Annotated in this window: 21 protein-coding genes; 8 read left to right on the forward strand and 13 right to left on the reverse strand. The window is 56.6% G+C overall.

Annotated elements, in window-relative coordinates:
* Positions 1 to 7: 7 nt before the first annotated feature.
* Genes ACHZCJ_RS11375 through ACHZCJ_RS11390 form a run of 4 tightly spaced genes read right to left on the reverse strand, consistent with a single transcriptional unit; the run spans position 8 to position 3,393 of the window.
* Positions 8 to 1,603 (reverse strand): TIGR01244 family sulfur transferase, encoded by a 1,596-nt coding sequence (locus tag ACHZCJ_RS11375; RefSeq protein WP_321326512.1) that lies wholly within the window; start codon positions 1,601 to 1,603, stop codon positions 8 to 10.
* 28 nt (positions 1,604 to 1,631) lie between these two features.
* Positions 1,632 to 2,039: a DUF6691 family protein gene (locus tag ACHZCJ_RS11380; protein ID WP_321326514.1), complete on the reverse strand. Its 408-nt coding sequence runs from the start codon at positions 2,037 to 2,039 to the stop codon at positions 1,632 to 1,634.
* Positions 2,036 to 2,476: a YeeE/YedE thiosulfate transporter family protein gene (locus ACHZCJ_RS11385; protein WP_321326516.1), complete on the reverse strand. Its 441-nt coding sequence runs from the start codon at positions 2,474 to 2,476 to the stop codon at positions 2,036 to 2,038. Before ACHZCJ_RS11385 ends, ACHZCJ_RS11380 begins: the two co-directional genes overlap by 4 nt.
* Positions 2,476 to 3,393 (reverse strand): MBL fold metallo-hydrolase, encoded by a 918-nt coding sequence (locus ACHZCJ_RS11390; RefSeq protein WP_321326518.1) that lies wholly within the window; start codon positions 3,391 to 3,393, stop codon positions 2,476 to 2,478. The genes ACHZCJ_RS11385 and ACHZCJ_RS11390 overlap by 1 nt, the downstream gene beginning before the upstream one ends.
* Before the next feature lie 99 nt (positions 3,394 to 3,492).
* On the opposite strand from ACHZCJ_RS11390, the gene ACHZCJ_RS11395 reads away from it, so the two are divergent.
* Genes ACHZCJ_RS11395 through ACHZCJ_RS11405 form a run of 3 tightly spaced genes read left to right on the forward strand, consistent with a single transcriptional unit; the run spans position 3,493 to position 5,413 of the window.
* Positions 3,493 to 4,125 (forward strand): peroxiredoxin, encoded by a 633-nt coding sequence (locus ACHZCJ_RS11395; protein WP_159646873.1) that lies wholly within the window; start codon positions 3,493 to 3,495, stop codon positions 4,123 to 4,125.
* On the forward strand, positions 4,122 to 4,520 hold the full coding sequence (locus ACHZCJ_RS11400) for a metalloregulator ArsR/SmtB family transcription factor (RefSeq protein ID WP_321326520.1): 399 nt from the start codon (positions 4,122 to 4,124) through the stop codon (positions 4,518 to 4,520). The genes ACHZCJ_RS11395 and ACHZCJ_RS11400 overlap by 4 nt, the downstream gene beginning before the upstream one ends.
* A gap of 17 nt (positions 4,521 to 4,537) precedes the next feature.
* The gene (locus tag ACHZCJ_RS11405) at positions 4,538 to 5,413 is read left to right on the forward strand and encodes a methyltransferase domain-containing protein (RefSeq protein ID WP_321326522.1); all 876 of its coding nucleotides are present in this window, start codon (positions 4,538 to 4,540) and stop codon (positions 5,411 to 5,413) included.
* A gap of 61 nt (positions 5,414 to 5,474) precedes the next feature.
* Here ACHZCJ_RS11405 and ACHZCJ_RS11410 read toward each other — a convergent pair whose 3' ends face one another.
* The 3 genes from ACHZCJ_RS11410 to ACHZCJ_RS11420 all read right to left on the reverse strand — a co-directional run bounded on the left by ACHZCJ_RS11410 (position 5,475) and on the right by ACHZCJ_RS11420 (position 7,733).
* On the reverse strand, positions 5,475 to 6,377 hold the full coding sequence (locus ACHZCJ_RS11410; RefSeq protein WP_321326524.1) for a hypothetical protein: 903 nt from the start codon (positions 6,375 to 6,377) through the stop codon (positions 5,475 to 5,477).
* Between the two features lie 253 nt (positions 6,378 to 6,630).
* Entirely contained in the window at positions 6,631 to 7,425 is a 795-nt protein-coding gene (locus ACHZCJ_RS11415) for an SDR family NAD(P)-dependent oxidoreductase (protein WP_321326526.1), read from the reverse strand.
* A gap of 2 nt (positions 7,426 to 7,427) precedes the next feature.
* Positions 7,428 to 7,733 (reverse strand): REDY-like protein HapK, encoded by a 306-nt coding sequence (locus ACHZCJ_RS11420; RefSeq protein WP_321326528.1) that lies wholly within the window; start codon positions 7,731 to 7,733, stop codon positions 7,428 to 7,430.
* Between the two features lie 231 nt (positions 7,734 to 7,964).
* Here ACHZCJ_RS11420 and ACHZCJ_RS11425 point away from each other — a divergent pair, with 231 nt between their 5' ends.
* Positions 7,965 to 8,327 carry a hypothetical protein gene (locus ACHZCJ_RS11425; RefSeq protein WP_159646883.1) on the forward strand — a complete coding sequence of 121 codons (363 nt, stop codon included), beginning with the start codon at positions 7,965 to 7,967 and terminating at the stop codon, positions 8,325 to 8,327.
* Positions 8,328 to 8,490: 163 nt separating this feature from the next.
* Here ACHZCJ_RS11425 and ACHZCJ_RS11430 read toward each other — a convergent pair whose 3' ends face one another.
* From ACHZCJ_RS11430 to ACHZCJ_RS11455, 6 genes are all read right to left on the reverse strand, one after another.
* The gene (locus ACHZCJ_RS11430) at positions 8,491 to 9,015 is read right to left on the reverse strand and encodes a DUF3598 domain-containing protein (protein WP_159646885.1); all 525 of its coding nucleotides are present in this window, start codon (positions 9,013 to 9,015) and stop codon (positions 8,491 to 8,493) included.
* Positions 9,016 to 9,039: 24 nt separating this feature from the next.
* Positions 9,040 to 9,450 carry a nuclear transport factor 2 family protein gene (locus ACHZCJ_RS11435; RefSeq protein WP_159646887.1) on the reverse strand — a complete coding sequence of 137 codons (411 nt, stop codon included), beginning with the start codon at positions 9,448 to 9,450 and terminating at the stop codon, positions 9,040 to 9,042.
* Between the two features lie 12 nt (positions 9,451 to 9,462).
* Entirely contained in the window at positions 9,463 to 10,899 is a 1,437-nt protein-coding gene (locus tag ACHZCJ_RS11440) for an MmgE/PrpD family protein (RefSeq protein ID WP_321326531.1), read from the reverse strand.
* 66 nt (positions 10,900 to 10,965) lie between these two features.
* Positions 10,966 to 12,048 (reverse strand): serine hydrolase domain-containing protein, encoded by a 1,083-nt coding sequence (locus ACHZCJ_RS11445; RefSeq protein WP_394700106.1) that lies wholly within the window; start codon positions 12,046 to 12,048, stop codon positions 10,966 to 10,968.
* A gap of 161 nt (positions 12,049 to 12,209) precedes the next feature.
* Positions 12,210 to 12,584 carry a hypothetical protein gene (locus ACHZCJ_RS11450; protein ID WP_159646893.1) on the reverse strand — a complete coding sequence of 125 codons (375 nt, stop codon included), beginning with the start codon at positions 12,582 to 12,584 and terminating at the stop codon, positions 12,210 to 12,212.
* Positions 12,581 to 13,780 (reverse strand): class I SAM-dependent methyltransferase, encoded by a 1,200-nt coding sequence (locus ACHZCJ_RS11455; RefSeq protein WP_321326535.1) that lies wholly within the window; start codon positions 13,778 to 13,780, stop codon positions 12,581 to 12,583. Before ACHZCJ_RS11455 ends, ACHZCJ_RS11450 begins: the two co-directional genes overlap by 4 nt.
* Positions 13,781 to 14,028: 248 nt before the next feature.
* Between ACHZCJ_RS11455 and ACHZCJ_RS11460 the strand changes: the two genes are divergently transcribed.
* The 4 genes from ACHZCJ_RS11460 to ACHZCJ_RS11475 all read left to right on the forward strand — a co-directional run bounded on the left by ACHZCJ_RS11460 (position 14,029) and on the right by ACHZCJ_RS11475 (position 18,768).
* Complete coding sequence (locus ACHZCJ_RS11460) at positions 14,029 to 15,321, forward strand: hypothetical protein (RefSeq protein ID WP_321326537.1); 1,293 nt, start codon at positions 14,029 to 14,031, stop codon at positions 15,319 to 15,321.
* Entirely contained in the window at positions 15,318 to 16,547 is a 1,230-nt protein-coding gene (locus ACHZCJ_RS11465; RefSeq protein WP_321326539.1) for an MFS transporter, read from the forward strand. Before ACHZCJ_RS11460 ends, ACHZCJ_RS11465 begins: the two co-directional genes overlap by 4 nt.
* 1 nt (position 16,548) lies before the next feature.
* The gene (locus tag ACHZCJ_RS11470; protein WP_321326541.1) at positions 16,549 to 17,757 is read left to right on the forward strand and encodes a class I SAM-dependent methyltransferase; all 1,209 of its coding nucleotides are present in this window, start codon (positions 16,549 to 16,551) and stop codon (positions 17,755 to 17,757) included.
* 135 nt (positions 17,758 to 17,892) lie between these two features.
* Complete coding sequence (locus tag ACHZCJ_RS11475) at positions 17,893 to 18,768, forward strand: hypothetical protein (protein WP_321327784.1); 876 nt, start codon at positions 17,893 to 17,895, stop codon at positions 18,766 to 18,768.
* Positions 18,769 to 19,003: the final 235 nt, after the last annotated feature.

Here is a 19,003-nt window from a genome sequence, read left to right on the forward strand (position 1 = left end):
GACCGTCTTAGTCCGCACCAATCCGGTGCGGCTTGACCATCCATTCGCGGCCCTTGAGCATGCCGTGCCAGTAGACCGGCGGCAGGATCGTGTCCTTGAGCAGCCAGGACAATCGCGAGGGCCTTGTACCGTCGATCAGCCAGTTGGGGAAACTCGGCAGCAATTTGCCGCCATAGCCGAATTCGGCGAGCACCACCTTGCCGCGCTCGACCGTCAGCGGGCAGCTGCCATAGCCATTATAGTCGGCAATCGGCGGCTTGCCCTCCAGTGCGGCAAGCGCGTTGACGGCAACCACCGGGGCCTGTTTGCGCACGGCGGCCATGGTCTTGGCATTGGGCGCGTTACAGGCATCGCCGAGCGAAAATATATTGGTATATTTCGTGTGTCGTAACGTGGCGGGATCAACTTCGACAAAACCGCTGTCGGCGGCCAGCGGGCTGGACCGGACAAAGCCGGGAGCCCGCTGCGGCGGTACCACATGGAGCATATCGAATTTCACTTCGACGCGTTTGGTTGTGTCGCCACGCTTCTGTTCGAAAGTGGCAATCCGTGCCGGTCCGTCGACCGCGACCAGCTGCGATTCGAGGTTGAGATGGGCATTATATCGATCAATATATTCCATCAACGCCGGCACATATTCCTTCACGCCGAACAGCGCCGCGCCGGTGTTGTGGAACTGCACATCGATATCGCCCAGCACGCCCTGTTTTTCCCACTTGCTGCAGGACAGATACATCGCCTTCTGCGGCGCCCCCGCGCATTTGATCGGCATCGGCGGTTGGGTGAACAGAGCGGTCCCGCCGGTCATGTCCTTGACCAGCCGATAGGTATAGGGCGCGAGATCGAAGCGGTAATTGGACGTGACACCGTTTTGGCCGAGTGTCCCGGTCAGGCCGTCAATCGCCTCCCAGTCCAGCTCGATACCCGGACAAACGATCAGCACTTCATAGCCGATTTGCTGTCCGTCGGCGGTGTGGACCGCGTTATTCTCGGGATCGAAGGAACGGACGGCCGACTGGATCCACTGCGCGCGGGCCGGGATCAGGTCCTTTTCCTTGCGATGAGTGAATTCAGCGGAAAAGGCGCCGCCGCCCACCATGGTCCAGCCGGGCTGGTAATAATGGTCGTCGGACGGGTCGATGATCGCGAGCGAGATAGTCTTGTTCCGCTTGAGCATGCTGGCGGCGGTTGCAATCCCAGCCGATCCGCCGCCGACGATGACGACGTTGAAGCGGCTGGATTTTGATGGAGTTTTCTCTGTTTTGGCCTGCGCCATCTCTGTCAGTTTTGTCGACCGGGTACCGGAACGGCAATATGCGAGGACGGGAGCGGGCAGGCCAGCCAGCGCTGCGGCCATTTTCTCGCCGTCCTGATCGGTGATCGCGCCTGACACGGCCGGGACATATGCGAACTGCAGGCCAGCCTTTTTCGCGGCCTCCGCCACGGCGGCAGAACCGGGATGGTCGCCTTCTTCCTCGTCGGGCCGGTTGCAGATGATCGCTTTGAAACCGGCTTTCGCCAATGCCGTGACATCGCTGAGCTCCAATTGCGGCGATACGCTAACGGCGTCGTTCAACTTCGTGACTTCTGGCTTGCTCGTCATTGGACATCCTTCATTATCGTGTCTCTGCTTAACTTGTCGCCCGATGCGCGATCATGCCCGCCAGCAATGCGCCCACGAAGGCCAGGGCGGGCAGGGGGTTGATCGCCAGATCGGCCAGACCCGGTCCCGGGCAAAGGCCGCTGATTCCCCAGCCGGTGCCGAACAGCACCGCGCCGATGGTCAGTTTACGGTCGATCAGCGTGGTGCCGGGCAGCGAGAAATGCGCGTCGGCAAAGGGTTTGTCGAGCCGCCGCTGGAGGATCCAGGCAATCGCCATCGGGATCATCGCGCCACCCATGACAAAGGCGAGGGTCGGGTCCCAGCGACCGAAGAGATCGAGAAAGCCCCGGACCCGCGCCGGATCGGCCATGCCCGAGAAGGCCAGACCCGCACCGAACAGGGCTCCGGCAAAAAGGGCTATCAAAATCTGCTTCATAGCAAGCCTCCTGCGCGCATCAGCGCGACCGTGACAAAGCCGCTGGCCATGAAGATGGCCGTGGCGATCAAGGAGCGCGGGGACAGGCGCGACATGCCGCAGACACCGTGGCCGCTGGTGCACCCCGAACCAAGCCGCGTGCCATAGCCGACCAGCAGGCCGCCGATGACCAGCGGAATGACCGAGGGCGGAAAGCGGGTCTCGATCCCGCCGGTGAGCTGGGCGATTATGAAGGCTCCCAGCGGTAGGCCGATAACAAAGGCGATGGCTATGCCACGCGGCGCACCGCTGTCGGCAATGCCGGTGGCGCGCGCCGCCAGTCCGCTGACCCCGGCGATACGACCGAGGCCAAGCAGCATCACGGCGGCGGCGACACCGATCATCAGTCCGCCGATGAGGCCCTCCAGCGGCATGGCATGGGGAAAGGTTGCGAGCATCAGACGCCGTTCAACGGAACTTTGAGGTAGCGCACGCCATTGTCTTCCTCGGGCGGCAGATGGCCGGCCCGCATGTTGACCTGTACCGAGGGCAGGATCAGCCGCGGCATATTCAGCGTCTTGTCGCGTTCGGTCCGCATTTTGACAAATTCATCCTCGGTCACGCCGTCATGGGCATGGATATTATGCTTCCGCTGTTCCGCCACGGTGGTTTCCCACACATATTCGTCGCGACCCTCCGGCAGATAGTCGTGGCACATGAACAGGCGGGTGGTTTCGGGCAACGACAACAGGCGCCGCATCGACCGGTAAAGCTGGCGAGCGTCACCACCGGGGAAATCGGCCCGGGCGGTCCCGTAGTCCGGCATGAACATCGTGTCGCCGACAAAGACCGCATCGCCGACGACATAAGCAATATCCGCCGGCGTATGGCCGGGCACGTGCATCACCGTTACATCGAGATTGCCGATCTTGAACGTATCGCCATCAGCGAACAGCCGGTCAAAATCCGATCCGTCGCGCTGGAACTCGGTTCCGGCATTGAACAATTTGCCGAAAACGTCCTGTACCGTCACGATATGCTCGCCAATGGCAATCTTGCCGCCGAGCTTCTCCTGCAGATAGGGCGCAGCCGACAGATGGTCGGCATGGGCATGGGTTTCGAGCAGCCACTGGACCGTCAGGCCCTGCTCCTCGACATAGGCAATCACCTCGTCGGCGGACTCGAAGGAAGTCCGGCCGGAAGCCGGGTCGAAATCGAATACGCTGTCGATGATGGCGGCGCATTTCGTCTCCTTGTCGTGCACGACATAGGTCACCGTGAAGGTCGGCTGGTCGAAAAAAGCCTTGATAACGGGGATGTGCCGCTGCGCGCGGGAAATTTGATCTGTTGCATGAATCAGTGCCGAATCAGTCATAGGTAATTCCTCAAATTCATATTTACATAAACTATGTAATACATTATATGTGTTGCGTCAATATGCCAAGGCTGCCAATTCCGGCGAGAGGTGAAATAAATGTCAGACGCGTTGCAGATAAAGTCAGGATCATTGCGTATCGGGGATGTCGCCCCGGACTTTCAGGCGCGCACAACCCATGGTCCGGCAAAATTGTCCGATTATCGCGGCCGGTGGTTGATCTTCTTTTCTCATCCCGCCGATTTCACGCCGGTCTGCACCACAGAATTCGTTGCCCTCGCCCGTCATCAGGACCAGTTTGAAGCGATGGACTGCGCCTTGCTGGGCCTGTCGGTGGACAGCCTCTATTCCCATCTCGCCTGGGTCCGGGCGATCGAGGACAGGTTCGGGGTCAACATCCCTTTTCCGATTGTCGAGGACCCGAGCATGGCGGTCGGCCGCGCTTTCGGGATGATAGATGAAACCGCCGCCGATTCCGCCGCGATGCGCGCGAGCTATTTTATCGATCCGGAGGGCGTGATCCGCGCGTCCACCTGCTATCCGCACAATGTCGGACGTTCGGTTGACGAGATGGTGCGCCTGCTTGCCGCCCTGCAACTTGCCGACAAGGCGGATGTCCTGGTTCCGGAAGGGTGGCAGCCCGGCGATGATGTGCTGCAGATACCGCCGCTGTCGCCGACGGATATCGACCGGGAGGATGACTGGTTCTGCCGAAAAGTGAAAGCCCCGTGACGGCCATTTACGAAAGCCGAGACCGCGCCGATGCCGCGACCGAGAAGCTGAAAATCTTCGCGCAGCCGCAGCGGCTGATGATCCTGTCCTTTCTGCTGCGCGGCGAACGCAGCGTCAGCGAAATCGATGCCGCGACGGGCATCGGCCAGCCGGCACTCAGCCAGCAGCTCGCTGCCTTGCGGCAGGCGGATGTCGTGAAAACCCGCCGCGAGGGCAAGCAGATCTGGTATGATCTTGCCGATGATGCCTCGCGCCTCTGTGTGCGGACGATGGAGGCTCTGCTGACCGATGATCCCGATCCACAGCAGATATTCGAAGCTGTAACGAAGACTGGCACGCCGGTAAAAAAGGCAGAAACCGGCACAGGAACGGCGGGTTTCGCGAAAATATTATAGCATGAAGGGATAGCAGCATGGGCGATGAAGCCACCGCTCCGGGCGATAAGCCGGAAGAACTGAAACCGGAAGACTGGGCCGGTGAAATGGGACTGAAATGGCTGGCCAATCTTTCGCTGTTCGAGCAGATGATCGCACCGATAGGCGAAGCCCTGCTGGCGCGCGCAGACTATCAGGATGGGACGACAGTGATCGATCTGGGATGCGGCGGCGGTGCCACAACGCTGGCGATCGCCGATGCGGTCGCGCCATCCGGCAATGTCATGGGCCTTGATATTTCACCCGATCTCATCGCCGCAGCGCAGGAACGGGCAGACAATTCCGGTGCCGGGAATATCGCCTTTACCTGTGCCGACGCCGCTACGGTTCAACTGGCGGACGCGCCTTACGACCGGCTTTTCTCTCGCTTCGGCAGCATGTTTTTTGACGACCCGGTTTCCGCATTCCGGAATCTCCATGGTCTGCTGCGCGAGGGTGGGCGGATCGATCTGGCGGTCTGGGGCCCGCCGCGTGACAATCTCTGGATGATGGAAATGATGGGCGTTGTCAGGAACCATGTCGAAATTCCGCCAGCGGTGCCGCGCGCGCCGGGGCCGTTTGCCTTTGAAGATCTGGACTATCTCGGCGAGATTCTGGCCGGCAGCGGTTTCACCAATGTCGACGTCGCCAGCTATGAAGCGCTTCAGCCGGTCGGCGGGATCGGCGCAACGCCGGAGAAGGCCGTTGAATTTGCCTTCGCATCCATGGCCGTCGGTCGCGCGCTGGCCGACAAGGGCGCGGCCGTCATCGAAGCCGCCAGCAAGGAACTGGCCGACCTGTTCGCGAAATATCATATAGCCGGCGAAGGCGTGATGATGAAGGGCAAGGTCTGGATGGTCTCGGCCACCGCCTGATTTCTCGCGGATTTGCCTGTGATTGCGCCCGGCCCGGAAGGAGGGCGAATAGACTGTAATTTCAGGTGATTTCAACGAGCTCCAGGAGTTCGCCTGCAGGGCCGATCGTGGTGCCGACACGACGGTCCTGATATATAGGTCCGCTGCGCTGCCGCGGACGTGCGATCCATTCGATATCGAGCGTGTCCAGTTCGTTGATTGCCAGCGTCACCAGACTGTTCCCCGGGGGCAGCATGCCATTCTGTACCGGTCGTTCGGTCGCTGCGGCCGGATAGGCATCGATTTCGACGATTGGCAGACGCCCGGCCTGCACCATCGTCAATCGGTGCTGCGTGCCGTCTTCAAAGCCAAAGGCCTTGTTGATCATGGTATAGTTGATCTCGTGACTGTCACCCAGATCGAGATGCAGGCGTTGCTGATACCATTGCAACGCGGAATCGAGATTTCCGGTTGCCAAAATGACGATGAAGATCTGATCAGTGAGGGATTCCGCCTTGGGCAGATCGCTGGTTGGTGTGTTCTCATGGACTTCGTTCAAATATAGCATTTCGCCGCCACGGCCGGTCACTTGCATCGGCACGAAATAGGGCAGGCTTGGAATCGTTCTGGGAGGGCCGATGATATTGAAGCCGGACTTTTCCAGTCTGGCTGGCCAACCAAAGACGTCCTGCACGCTCAGCTCATATGCTGCCCAGCCGAAGCTGGTTGTCGGTTTGAATTTGGCAGGGACCGGTTGCTCCACCAGTCTAATGAAGCATTCCGCGCCACTTTGCGGCTGCAAGGTTGCGATTCGGCGGCCCAAAATACCGGGCGCTGACCAGCTGACAGATTCCTCTGCCGAGACAATACGGTCTTCAATAAGCTTCAATCCGAGATGGACACAATAGTCGAAAAGAGCGCCATCCATATCGGGCGTGGTGACAATGCCGCCCAGAATGCTGCCGTGGGTGATTATATGTGTCATTGAACATCAGCCTTTATCTGTCAGGCAAAGCGGCATCGCCTGTCTAAACGCAGCGGCTGCTACGATGCTGCGCTGACCGGCGGTGCAACTTCCGATTTTTCGCCCGACCCCGAGCAAATCACGCTGCCGCCCAACAGACTGGTTGTCGCGCGGGACCCTCCATCGCCTGTGTGATGACCGTCCGCAACGGGAGTGTGACATTATTCGCTTCTCTCCGGGGTTTTGCTTCCGCGGGCACGGAAAGTGGCATCAGCTAATGCATCTCTTCACCACCCGAGATATTCAGGGCCTCGCCCGTCATATATTGCGCATCATCGCTCGCCAGCCATGCACAGACCGACGCCGTATCGCTGGGCAGGCCCGGACGGCCGGAAGGGTTTTTTGCAGCCATGTTCGCGAGATAGGCCTCTACCGTCTCGAAACCGAGCAGCTTTGAGAAATATGCATTTTGCTCTGCCCCCAGCGCGGTAGTGACATGATTGGGACAGACAGCGTTCACGGTAATGCCGCTTGATGCGAGTTCGATCGCGCTGGCACGGGTTAGTCCGACCATTCCGTGTTTTGAGCTGACATAGGCGGCAAGATGGGTGAATCCGCTCTTGGCGGCCTGACTGGCTATATTGATGATCCGGCCGCCGCGCCCCTGATCGATCATCGCCCTGGCCGCTGCCTGTGTGCAATAGAATGCACCCGACAAATTGACTCCAATGACTTTGGCCCAGTTCTCGGGTGTAACGTCGAGCAATGGTTCCATCATAAAGCCGATTCCGGCATTGTTGACCATGATGTCGATGCCACCGAACGCATCCACTGTCTCGGATACCAGGCGGTTACAGGCTGTGGCGTCGCTGACATCGCAGGGAACGATGGCGGTCTTCGCCCCCCGCGATTGCAATTCCTCGGCAACCTTATGGGTTTCTTCATCGACCCTGATGTCAGAGACCACACAATTGGCTCCTTCATCGGCGAAGCGTTGCAAAATGCCCTGGCCCAGTCCCTTTTCCTTGCCCGAGCCGGTGACGACGATAGTTTTTCCCGTGAAACGCATGGTCAAAGGCTTTCCGTCAATATGAAAGTGGGGTTGTCGGCATAGTCCTGAAATGGTTTTGCGAGCGCTGCGAATGCCGGATCGGATACGTCATCGACAAATGCGTCCAGGCCCGTGATATCGATAATTTCGAGATATTCATAAGGGGATTGCCCATCGCTGCCGAACAGGCCGGTCGCGCGTAGGACGCTGAAAGACGTTACCGAGTGAAGCGCATTGACTGCCGGGATGTCGCGGTTTTTGGCCCATTGCTCATATTCGGCAATGTCGACGCCTTGCTTCAGGTTGAACAGACAGATGATGCGCATATTGTTTCCTTATCCGGATTCTGACCACGTGAAATTTGTCCTAGGAGGCAAGCCAATAGCGGGCGATCTCGAAATCGCCTTTTGGCCGTCGTGCGAGCATTGAAGGGCAAGGATATTCTGTTTCAACCCGCATCAGACGATAACGGCTGATTAGAAATGGCCGGCTCGGGAAAGATCTTTCGCGCCTCGGACAAATGGTAAACGGCAATCGCAACGGCGGAGCGTGAACAGATGAGTGAATCCCCATTGGACTGGATGGCGCTGGCCAACAGAAAAGCCAAAGGCAAGCGGCCGGACTATTTTGACAATGGCCAGGACGAATTGATGCTTTCGATGTTGATGGCGCTGGTCGGTGAAGTTTCGGTCGTGCGCGAACGGCTGGATACGGTAGAGCGGTTGCTGGACAGCCAGGGCTGTATTGAGCGGTCGGACATAGAGGCTTTCGTTCCCGATCAGGAGCAAGCCCTCGAACGAGGCATGCTGACACGCGAGTTTATTTTTCGCGTGATGCGGGGGCCGCATCAGGCGGCTGAAGCGTTAAAGGAAAATGAACCGGCACTGTCGGAAGTCAGCAAGGAATTGCGCGACATCTGACTTTGGCCTTTGTCCACCGCCGGACGCCAGAACGGGTCCGGACAGGGACCCTTCAGCGCTATGAATTGCTGCTCCGGCGCTGTTGCCATCAAGGGCGGAGAATTGCAGACCGAGTTCCACCGGTTCCGATAGTCTCGATCTGCAGCATCCCGCTGGCTGGATTTTAGAAACTGATATTCTTGGGTTCTTCGAAATCCGTCCAGTTCTGCCAATCGGCGGTAACGAATTTTTCATCGATCAAGGTGCGCATGAAGCAAACGCCATCGCGGAACCACTGCCAGGTCCGGGCCCGGTTTTTGACGGCTTCGTCGACCTGGATCATTTCATAAAGATAGACATTGTCCTGTCCCTTGCGGACCCAGTTCAGACAGGTTGACAGATTATTGTCGTCCGGCTGCATTGCGGCGGCCCAACCCTTGATCAGATCATTGTCCCACCAGATCCGGCCGTCGCGGTAATTGGCCGGAAACTCGCGCGTTTCGGATTTCCCGTCGGCCCAGAAATAATAATTGGTCTGATGATAGTCAGATGGCTTGCCATCCTCGGGAATCCGGCAAATCAATCGTGATTTGTGCGCATCGGTCAGTTCCCCGGTTACCGCGTCATAATAGCGGTAAATGCCCTCCCAGACGCCTTCATTGGCAGCTAGCAAAGGCATATTTTTGCGTAATTCAATAGAATTGGACATGATAATTCCCTTGGTGATCAAATATTAGGTGCTGCTTCCGACATGAAAACCCTTCGAAAGCGGCGCGGATGCAAAAATCAGAATGTCAAAAACCTTGCCCTGGTCGTTGATTTCGAAAAAATTGCAGTTCGACATATGCGTTTCCTCGCCATCATCGTCCCGCAGGGAGATATTGAACCGGGCGGCGACGCGCTGGTTATCGACATCGACCGCGGTGATGAAGTCGCGGAAATGGATGACCGGAAAGCTTTGGATAAAATCGGCGAGATGATCGCGGAGCGCAGCTTTACCAGTATAGGTAAAATTGCTGCTGGGAATCCGCATTTCGCAATCGTCGGCCATGCCTTCCATAACCCCATCCAGATCATGGGCGTTCAGCATTTCGAAGAAATTGGTAATACAGGTTTGATAGAGCTGTTCGCGCGTCAGGGCCATGGAGGGATCTTTCTAGTTGGTGACACAGTCCAGCACATCGCGCATCGATATGTTTTCTGAAACTGCAAATATTGCTTCGAAAAGAGCATGGGCATTGCCCCGGTAGCCGGCTGTCTCAAAGCAAAAGTCCGCTTTGGCAATCTGGTCGGCACGATCCATCGGTCGACCGGGCGAGCCGTAAGGAATGTCGACAAATTGCGTTATGACCTGCCCATCGTTCAGCGCGATCTCGATAGTCTGGGGAGAAAGGGCATTGGGGTCCGGATTTCCGTCGAGCGTGCAACGGACTTTCGCGGCATCTGCTTCAGCCTGAGCGGAAGCCATATGGTCCGATGTGAACAGCCGCGGGTCAATCCTGCCATCCCGGATCATCATGGGAGCAATGAATTGCATGCACAGCCGTGCATAGGCGGCGCTCATATTGGGGTTATATTCTCGCCCGACCAGCAGCATGATGAGCGGCGGGACATGAACCTTGATACTGGAGATATCATCCATGCCGAAGCTGTTTTGCGCCGCAAGATCAATAAGTGCGGTCAATGTTGCTTGGGTAGCCCGTCCGGCAGGAAAGGGCTTGTGCGCCACTTCCTCAATTTTCCACGGAGCAGCCCATTGCGCGAATTGCGCATCCAGATTGCTGGCGGTCTCGATTAGAGAAAAATAGCCGAATTTCCCGTCGATAATGTCATGCGGTGCGCAAATTCCTGCAGCAGCCAGATCGGCGGCCGTGAGAGCCGCGCGGGCGGCAATACCAATCTGTAACGGTAAAACCTCGGAGCCTTCCCAGTGCGCCTGCATGGTTCCCGATACCTGACTATAGGCCAGTCCGAGAAGATCGAACATTTGCGTTCGCGTAAATTTCCGCAGATAGGCCAGGGCAACTGATGCGCCCATCAGGCCTGCAGTGGATGGACGGAAGAAGCGAGGGTGAGTCTGCGATCCGGCACCAAAAAATACCGCGGTCTCGACCCCGAGGACAAGCGCTCGCAGGGTCTCGTCGAGCGAAATATCGCTGGTCTCGGTTTCGCTGATCAGCGCTGCGGTGGTCGTGCACAGAGCGATTACAACTGACGGCTCGTGAAGCGCATCCCATTCGAGACAGTGGATTTGCGTACCGTTGACCACGGCTGCTGCATGTGGGGACAGGCGGACATCGGGACGACCCAATATTCTGACGTCGCCCTCGCCGTTTGCAGACCAGCCTTGCGCTGCCGAAAAGACTTTGTCGCTAACCGCTTCACAGCGTCCGGCGACGCCGACGGCCAATGTGTCTGCCAGAAAGATGCGCGCTTTCTCGAGCGTATCTGCTGATAGCGCGACATCGCGGAATGCCATGATCTTGTCCACCAGACGCTCGGTCGTTGGGCAAGAATCGCGGCTCTCGGCGGATGATGATGGGCTGTTGTTCACCCGACAGCATTGGCAGATTATTGTGTATCTGCGATCCACCGCTGTATGATCTATCCGCAGTTCGGTTAAACTGGCTGGGCCTGCCGATGGAGCCGAGTGGCGGATTCAGTTTTTCAAACCGCTGAGCAACAGGTTCGGAAGCAAGCTATTGTCCCATTCAATCGGCTTGTCGGGAGAATTCCCCATTCGGAGAATGACCATATTCTGGGATGGAATGATGTAAACCGTCTGGTTTCCATTGCCATCGAAAAGAAACAAGTCATCGGCGAGATAAGGCCGGCTGTGCCATATTTTGGCGGCTGGAGAGTCCGGTCCCATAAAGCCTCTCCTTTCGGCATATGGTGTGCCCAGCCAGACACCCAGCCCATAATGGATATTGTGGGCCCCCGGCCGCCGCATTTCACTCACAAACCCTGGTGGTAGAATCGCCCGGCCATCCACGGTTCCGTCATTTGCCAGCAAGATGGCAAGCTGCAACCAACTGCGCGCCGGCAGGTTCATGCAGCATCCCGAATGTGGCGTTCCGTCATTCCGGTTGAACCAGATATTTCCGCCGGCCGCGCCGATAGGTTGGAGGATTTCTTCGCCGACAAAGCGATCGTAGCGCTGACCAGTGGCGCGTTCGATGACAATGGCAACGAGATCGCCTGCGGCGTTGCTGTAGCTATATTTGCTACCGGGTTCCGATGTCAGCGGATATTCGTCAATGATATAGCGTTCGTGATAGGGGTCGAGATAGGCTCGGTTCCAGTGGTTATCTGCCTCCATCGCGAAAGATTGTTCCAGCAGGCCGGTTTCCATCGCCAGCATGTGTCGGATGGTCATGTCGGCTTTGTCGGTGTTTTTCCATTCCTGGACAAAATGGCTGACCGGCTGATCGAGCGAGCGGATTTTCCCCAGTTGAATGGCACGACCGATTGCGATGGCGGTCAGCGGTTTGGACAGTGATTTCGACGGGAGCAAATCGTCGCTCGCGATCCCGCCAAAATAATGTTCGGAGAGCATCGCGCCATTGCGCCAGACAATCAAGGCGCTGCTATTTGTTGCTGCGGCATATTGTCTGGCCGATTCCATTGCCTCGGGCGAGATCTGCTGCTGTCGCGGATTGCTCTGTGGCGTCCGAATTAGCTTGGCTCCGTTGACGGGTGCCAGAATGTCATAATCTGCTCGGCCCCCGCTTGCCATCATGGCCTGATATCGCTGATGAAAGATTTCATCCGAACCGGATGGCCGATCACGCCAGGTCTGACCCGCCGGTTTTTGCGGCAGTTGCGCGCACGAAGTAACGGCAAATATAGCAAGAGCCAGCAATGTTCGTTTGCAGACTGCGCGCGCCAAGTTCACCATGGCTATCCTTTTGCCGTGTCGCGCAGCACATCCTGATAGCGTTCACCGCTATCATCTGTTGCTTGTTCGAGCGCTTTTTTCTGGGTGACGTAAAACAGACGGTCGAAGAACGACTGGCGGCGCTCTTCCCGCTGGTTTAACGATTCCGGGGTAGGGGTATAGCGATCAATTTCTGATTCCAGATCAATACCATTATCCGAGACGATCTTTTCGATTGTGTCCATCCGGTCGCGCATGGTGCAGAATTCGCTGGCCAGAACCATGATCATCGACATGGCCTCGTCCATTCCCTCAGTGGCATAGAAATCCGGTCTCTTGCCTTTTGCGTGACGCGGGGTCTGAGTCTCGGGCGCTGTCTGTTCCGTCGCCATATTCATTCTGTTTTGCCTTTCTGAGCAATCAGGACTTCCCAGCCACCGCCTGGAGCATATTCACCCGCGACAAATTTGCGGTCGGTTAGCGCGGCTTGTTCAGCCTCGGACAGTTCCATGACGGCCATTGGTGCAGTATCGAAACGGATTGTGCCGGGAGCAAATCCTGCATCGCTGGCCAATTTGATCTGGTCGATTTCGCGCATCGCGCCCCAGAAGGGTTCGTTGTTATAATAGGTTTCATTGTCGAGAATGAACTGCATGAATGGACCCATTTTACCGAACGGTGGCAGATCGGCGTGGATCATATAGCCGCCGGGCTTTAGCAGCCGATAGCATTCATCGAAAATTCGCGGCATAGCCTTGCCACTCGTTTCATGCAGCAGGATATGGCTGACAATCAGGTCAAAGCTTTGGTCGGCAAAGCTGGTCTCTTCCGCATTTTCTTGCAGAAAGCCGACATTCAGTTCCTTGGCCGCCGCTCGGGCGTGAGCATAGCGAATGCAAGGACCGGCCACGTCAATTCCGGTGACTTCGGCATCCGGAAACTCTTCCTTGAAGGGCAGTGTCGAATGGCCAATGGTGCAACCCATGTCCAATATGGTTTCGGGCGCAAATTCCGGCAGATTACGCTTGATATAGTTGCAAACCGAGCGACCCATATCGTCGTTGTCGGGACCCATGTAGCCCATTGCGTATAGATAGACACCGCGATCATAGAGCGCGCCCGCAAATATATCCTTGTCCGAGCGGCTGCTTGCATAGCCGCCTGGCATGCAATGGATATCGATTGCACTGACATAACGGGGTACGTCGAAATCCTCGCTGGTTTTCAACATCGAGGGGGACTGGGCCGACAGCGTTTCGGCTTTTTCCGTTAATGGACCGAGATCACGTTCCAGCGGATCGATGACGGAAGACCAGAGCAGTTCCTGAGCAATCCGAGTCGACGAGGCATAAGTCTGAAAATAAGGATCGGTGACCATTGCTTTGCGAATGTCGTGCCGGTCGGCCGGAGGCCGGCCGTGCTCCTTCTGGAATGTGCGCGTTACCCGTCCTTCGAAAACCGGTGTCAGGCCCGGCAGCAACCCATTCTGGATATATTGACGAAAGCTTTTGCTGAACTCCTGCCGCATTCGGTCATCATGGTTGCCCACCGGCAAAAGGTCATGAGGGGCCTGCTGAAAGATGTTTTGATTCATTTCGTTCTGCTTTTTTGAAGTTGCAACACCCAAGGCGACAATTCTACCCGATAAGTCTATACAAGGCTCGGTTCATATTTGCTCACCCGATATCGATTATCCACCATGCGGATAGATACGCTTACCAAGCTGGCTGCGCTGGCGATTTGCTTCGAGGGTGACATCCAAGCCAATGAGTGGATGCGGCAGGGCCGATCAGACTGTCAGATCCTACCTGCCTTTTCACGGCGTGATCGAGAGTATGTCTAATGTCAGAATCAAAATCTGCGAAATTCAGAACCTGGATCGAGGAAAGTGAGTATCTGGGGCCTGTATGGGCCTTTGCCTATATTCTGCTGACGGTGACCACCACTGTCATGCCGCGGACCGACAAGGTATCGATTTTTCGCGAAACCCTGCGCGGATGGCATTATTCCATTGGCATGATCTTGGGATTGCTGAGCATCCTGCTTTTTATCAAATGGTGGATCGGGCGCAAAAAGGTCGTTCATCCCGCCCTATCGCCAATGGCCAATCGCTGGGCGATGGCATTGGCACTGGTGAGCGTCGCCTCCCTGATGCTGAACCCGCTATTGGGCATATTGAGTGCCTGGGCCGAAGGTCATCATATCCATTTTGGTCCATTGCCTGCGATCCCGTCTCTTGTCGGGGAAAGTCGTGCCCTTTGGTTGTTCACCGGCTATTTCCATTCAGGCATCGGTTTTTCCATGTTGGTGCTACATCTCGTAACGCTTCTCACCGCGCTTTACTTCATCTTTCGTTACGGTGTCGGGATATTGGCCGGGTTTCCGAAAGGGTTCGGCTATTTCACGCTGGGAGGTACGGCGGTATCGGTCTATGCGGCCGTGACTTTCTCCAGTCCGGATCCCGGGCCGCGAGCGGTCGCCATCTACATTATTATCCTGCTGCTTATCTGGGGACTGGCAAAGCTCTCGCGGCGATGGCCCGCTACATCGGATGACCGTGGCGCTGGATTTTCCGGTCCGGGCTTGATTGCCCCGGCACTGGCCTTCATCTTCCTCGGCCTCGGCCTCTACGGGCCATATGCGATGTTCCGGGTCAGTCCGGTCGAAACCGGCGTGCGGGTTGATGCGGCCAAAGGTGTGACCTCTCATGACGAGCCTGTCGTCGTTGTGACAGTCACACCCGAAACAGCTCTTGAGCGGGATGTGCGCGCAGAAAATTTCAAATGGTGCGGATTTTGCCATACGATGAACAAAGGCGGCAAGCATCTTGCCGGTCCCAATCTTTACGGCATTTTTGGACGACCGGTCGGCTCGGTCCCCAATTTCACCTATACCAGCAACATGGCGGCGCATGGCCAGAAAGGCGAGAAATGGGACGACGCCTTGATGGACCGGTTGATCGCTGATCCTGACAAATTCGCGCCAGGAACGACGATGGTGGTCTCCTCCGGAAATGTGACCGACCCGGAACGGCGCAAGGCCATGATCAACATTCTTAAAAAGGAGACAATGGGCGATGCGGTGAGACTGGTCGATGACAGCGGGGTTCCGCTGGAGCCGGTTGTGGCCGAATGAGCAGTTCCGAGTTTTCCAGAGGCTGGAAACCATTGTTTTCCGGAGTCATCGGCGTGGCTACCGGCGCGTCACCGATTCCGTTTAACGTTCTGCCGATCGTATTGGGGCCGATCCATCTGGCTATGGGCTGGTCATTTGTACAGATCAGCATCGGTATCACGATCTACGGAATCATCGGAGCCTTTCTGGCCCCGGCTGTCGGAGCGCTTGCCGACAAATATGGTGTCAAGCCTGTAGCGACAGCCTCGTTGACCGGTTTCGGCATTGCGTTCTCGCTCTTGTATTTCACGCCCGACAATATTTTCGGCTTCTACGCCATCTGGGCGCTGATCGGGATATTGGGCATTGGATCGACTCCCGTCACCTGGAGCCGGACCATCAATATGTGGTTCTATAGAAACCGGGGTCTGGCATTGGGGATCCTGCTATTGGGCACCAGCATTGCCGGCCTGATTGTTCCGCAAATCGCAAATCGTGTTCTCGAAGCATTCGACTGGCGCATGGTTTTTCCGGTTCTGGCCCTGCTTCCCCTGCTGATTGGCCTGCCTCTTGCGCTGGCCCTGTTTCGGGACCCGCAACCGGAAGAGAGGCCAGCCGAAATCAGAAGCCAGGATGGCAATCTGACCGGCATAGGCCTGGGACAAGCCATCAGAGGTTATCGTTTCTGGATTCTGTTCCTATCGGTGGTGCTGATCGCCCTCGCATATGGTGGCGCACATATCCACATGGTACAGATGGTTCAGATGCACGGCCTGACGGCCGGTGAAGCTGCGATCGTGATGAGTATTGTCGCCAGCGGTATATTTGCCGGGCGTATCATCGTCGGTCTTCTGTTTGACAAATTCTGGGCTCCCGGCGTCGCCTTCCCGGTACTGGTTATGCCGGTGATCGCTTGCTGGCTGCTGATTGGCACGGACACTTCTCAGGCGTTGATTTTTGGTGCAGCCTTCCTGCTCGGCTTTGCCGCTGGCGCGGAATCCGATGTCATCTCTTACTTGGCTTCCCGCTATTTCGGGATGGTGGCTTATGGCAGAATCTACGGTTTTCTGTACCTGCCATTTGGAGTGTTCTCGTCTGTTTCGCCGGTACTTTATGGGCTGACGCGTGACACTACCGGAAATTATGATCTGATGCTGATGGTCGCTATGGGTCTCTTTGCTCTGGGAGGACTATTGCTGCTGACGCTGGGCCGCTATCCGGACTGGGCCGTACAGAAGGAATCTTAGTATGAAGCGCGAAGATATTGCTCCACCTTATAGCGCGGTCACCCAGCATCAAATCTTTCCCAAACCGCAGCATGACGAAATTGCCCGGTTCAATTTTCTGGCAAATTTCAATCGCTTCATGGCAACCGCACTCGGTCCGGCAAACAAGCGCGCCTATGAAAGCCGGGTCCTGCCGAAATTTATTCAGGAAATGGGCCGCAAACCGGAAAACCGCTTCGAAATTCGCCATGCCATGAATGACGACCCCTGGCATCGGTTCTGGTCCGCATTGAAACGCAACTCGATGGAGATGCGTCAGCAAAACGGGCGTGCACTAGTGCTGCGACAGATTGAACGGCTCAAGGATGCAGCTTCGTCATATAATGATCCGAACAGTGCAAACAGCAGCCATCTTGAGCTGGATGAGAATATCACCATCCCGCGCTATCAGTCGGCGGTCGATATCCATTGCATGCCGGGAAGTTATCATGGTGAAGAAGTGGAGGGCGATATTTCCGCCGGCGCCAATTACGACTGCGGCATTTTCGCCACCACTGCCGGTGGTATTGGTGCCCTGTCGGACGGTGGCGGTCAGGCACTGGTTGAATGGATCCGGAAGGAGCGTCCCGGCTGGGCGCCGCGCCGTATTCTGGACATCGGTGTCACGGTCGGGCACAATATTGTGCCTTTGGCTCTGGCTTTTCCCGAGACCGAAATCATCGCGATTGATGTTGCTGCGCCGGTTCTGCGCTATGGCCACGCCCGCGCCCGCGCACTCGGGGCAGACAATATCCGGTTTGTCCAGGCCAATGCCGAAGATCTTTCGCGTTGGGATGACGGATATTTCGATTGGGTACAGACGACAATGTTTCTGCACGAAACCAGCGGCAGCGCCCTTCCGCGCATCATAAACGAAGGCTATCGGGTCCTGGCGAACGGTGGCTTGATGTTTCATCTCGAGCAACCGGCCTATACCGATGCGATGCCTCTATACGAGCAGTTCATCCGGGACTGGGACGCGTTCAACAATAATGAACCATTCTGGTCGTCTATGCATAGCTTGGATCTGAACAAAGTGATGACCGAGGCCGGATTTGCCCCGGAAAATCTGTTCGAGGCGCATGTCAAAGCGGTAGTCGATCGAGAAATATTTCCGGCAACGGCCGATGAAGGGGAGACTGAAGATCACGGGCGGGCAGCCGCCTGGCACGCATTTGGCGCCTGGAAGTAACCGGTGGCGTTGTGGTAACCCTCGGCAAAATGGTCTAGTAAGATCCGTACCGTTTCATCTTTGCTGCACCGCGTTCCCTTACTGGGATTCACCGGAATCTGTCTGGCGCTGGCCGGCTGCGACCATTCGCAGAATATGGCAATCGACTCCGGCCCGATAATCACCACTTGTGAATCTCTGCTCACGCAGGCGACCACAGTCGAAGCACTGGAGCTTTCGTCTGCCGATGGCCGTACTATTCCGTTCGAGATTATCCGTCCTGACAGACCGGGCCTATATCCGCTTGTCGTATTTTCACATGGCGCATTTGCCGCGCCGGATCGCTATCATGCCCTGCTGAGGCCACTGGCTGCCGCAGGCTATGTTATATTCGCGCCGATGCACCTGGATTCGGAGGAATGGCAGCATGAAAAAGCGCCATCCCGAGACGATGTGTGGAGCACCCGCGGAACCGATCTGGTTCTGGGGCTAAGCGTTCCCTCGGAGCTAAAAATGCTGCTGGCCCGGTCGGCCATCAGGATTGACGCCGGCAAAAAAATTGCAATGGGGCATAGCTATGGGGCTCTGCTGGCACAAATCGCCAGCGGCGCGATCCCGGCGATCCCTTCGCCCCTGGTCAGGGATCCTTCCGTAAGCGCCGTCGTTGCTTTCTCTCCGCCGGGGCCGACAGCAGGATTGATCGATGCGGATGGCTGGGCAGCGATGTCTGTGCCCAGTCTAACTGTAACTGGCACCAGCGACATAATCCCGGGATTTATCGACGATTGGGAAGTTCACAAAGCCAGTTATATCGGTGCACCGGTAGGAAAGCGCTGGCTGTGGGTGGGAGAGGGAGTCGACCATTATTTCGGCGGGATGATCGGACGTGAAAAACCGGCAGACGCGCGATCTGCTCAATTATTAAACCGAGCGACCTCGGCTACGGTTGCCTTTTTACAATCGGCACTAAAGGCTGGGCCCATTTGTTCTCAAGCTGGCGAACTGGATGGCGAAAGCCTGAACAAAGACTGATTTTCGTGTTTTGAAGCCTGTCTGCGAATAGGCCAGTCAAATGCGGCATATTCCCTTCCCGGATTGCTGCAAAACTTCTTTTTCCGCATGGCGGACAGATATTTGCCCGCATGGCGGATAGATCTCGTGATGCCTGTCCTGAATCTGGAATATGACACTAACCTGACTCATCAAACAAAAAATTGTGAGATCGATGGTGACTGAAGTTCAGGCCATTGTGATTAAGTATAATCGG

Origin of the sequence: uncultured Parasphingorhabdus sp. (assembly GCF_963677535.2) — a bacterium.
Classification (GTDB): Bacteria; Pseudomonadota; Alphaproteobacteria; order Sphingomonadales; family Sphingomonadaceae; genus Parasphingorhabdus.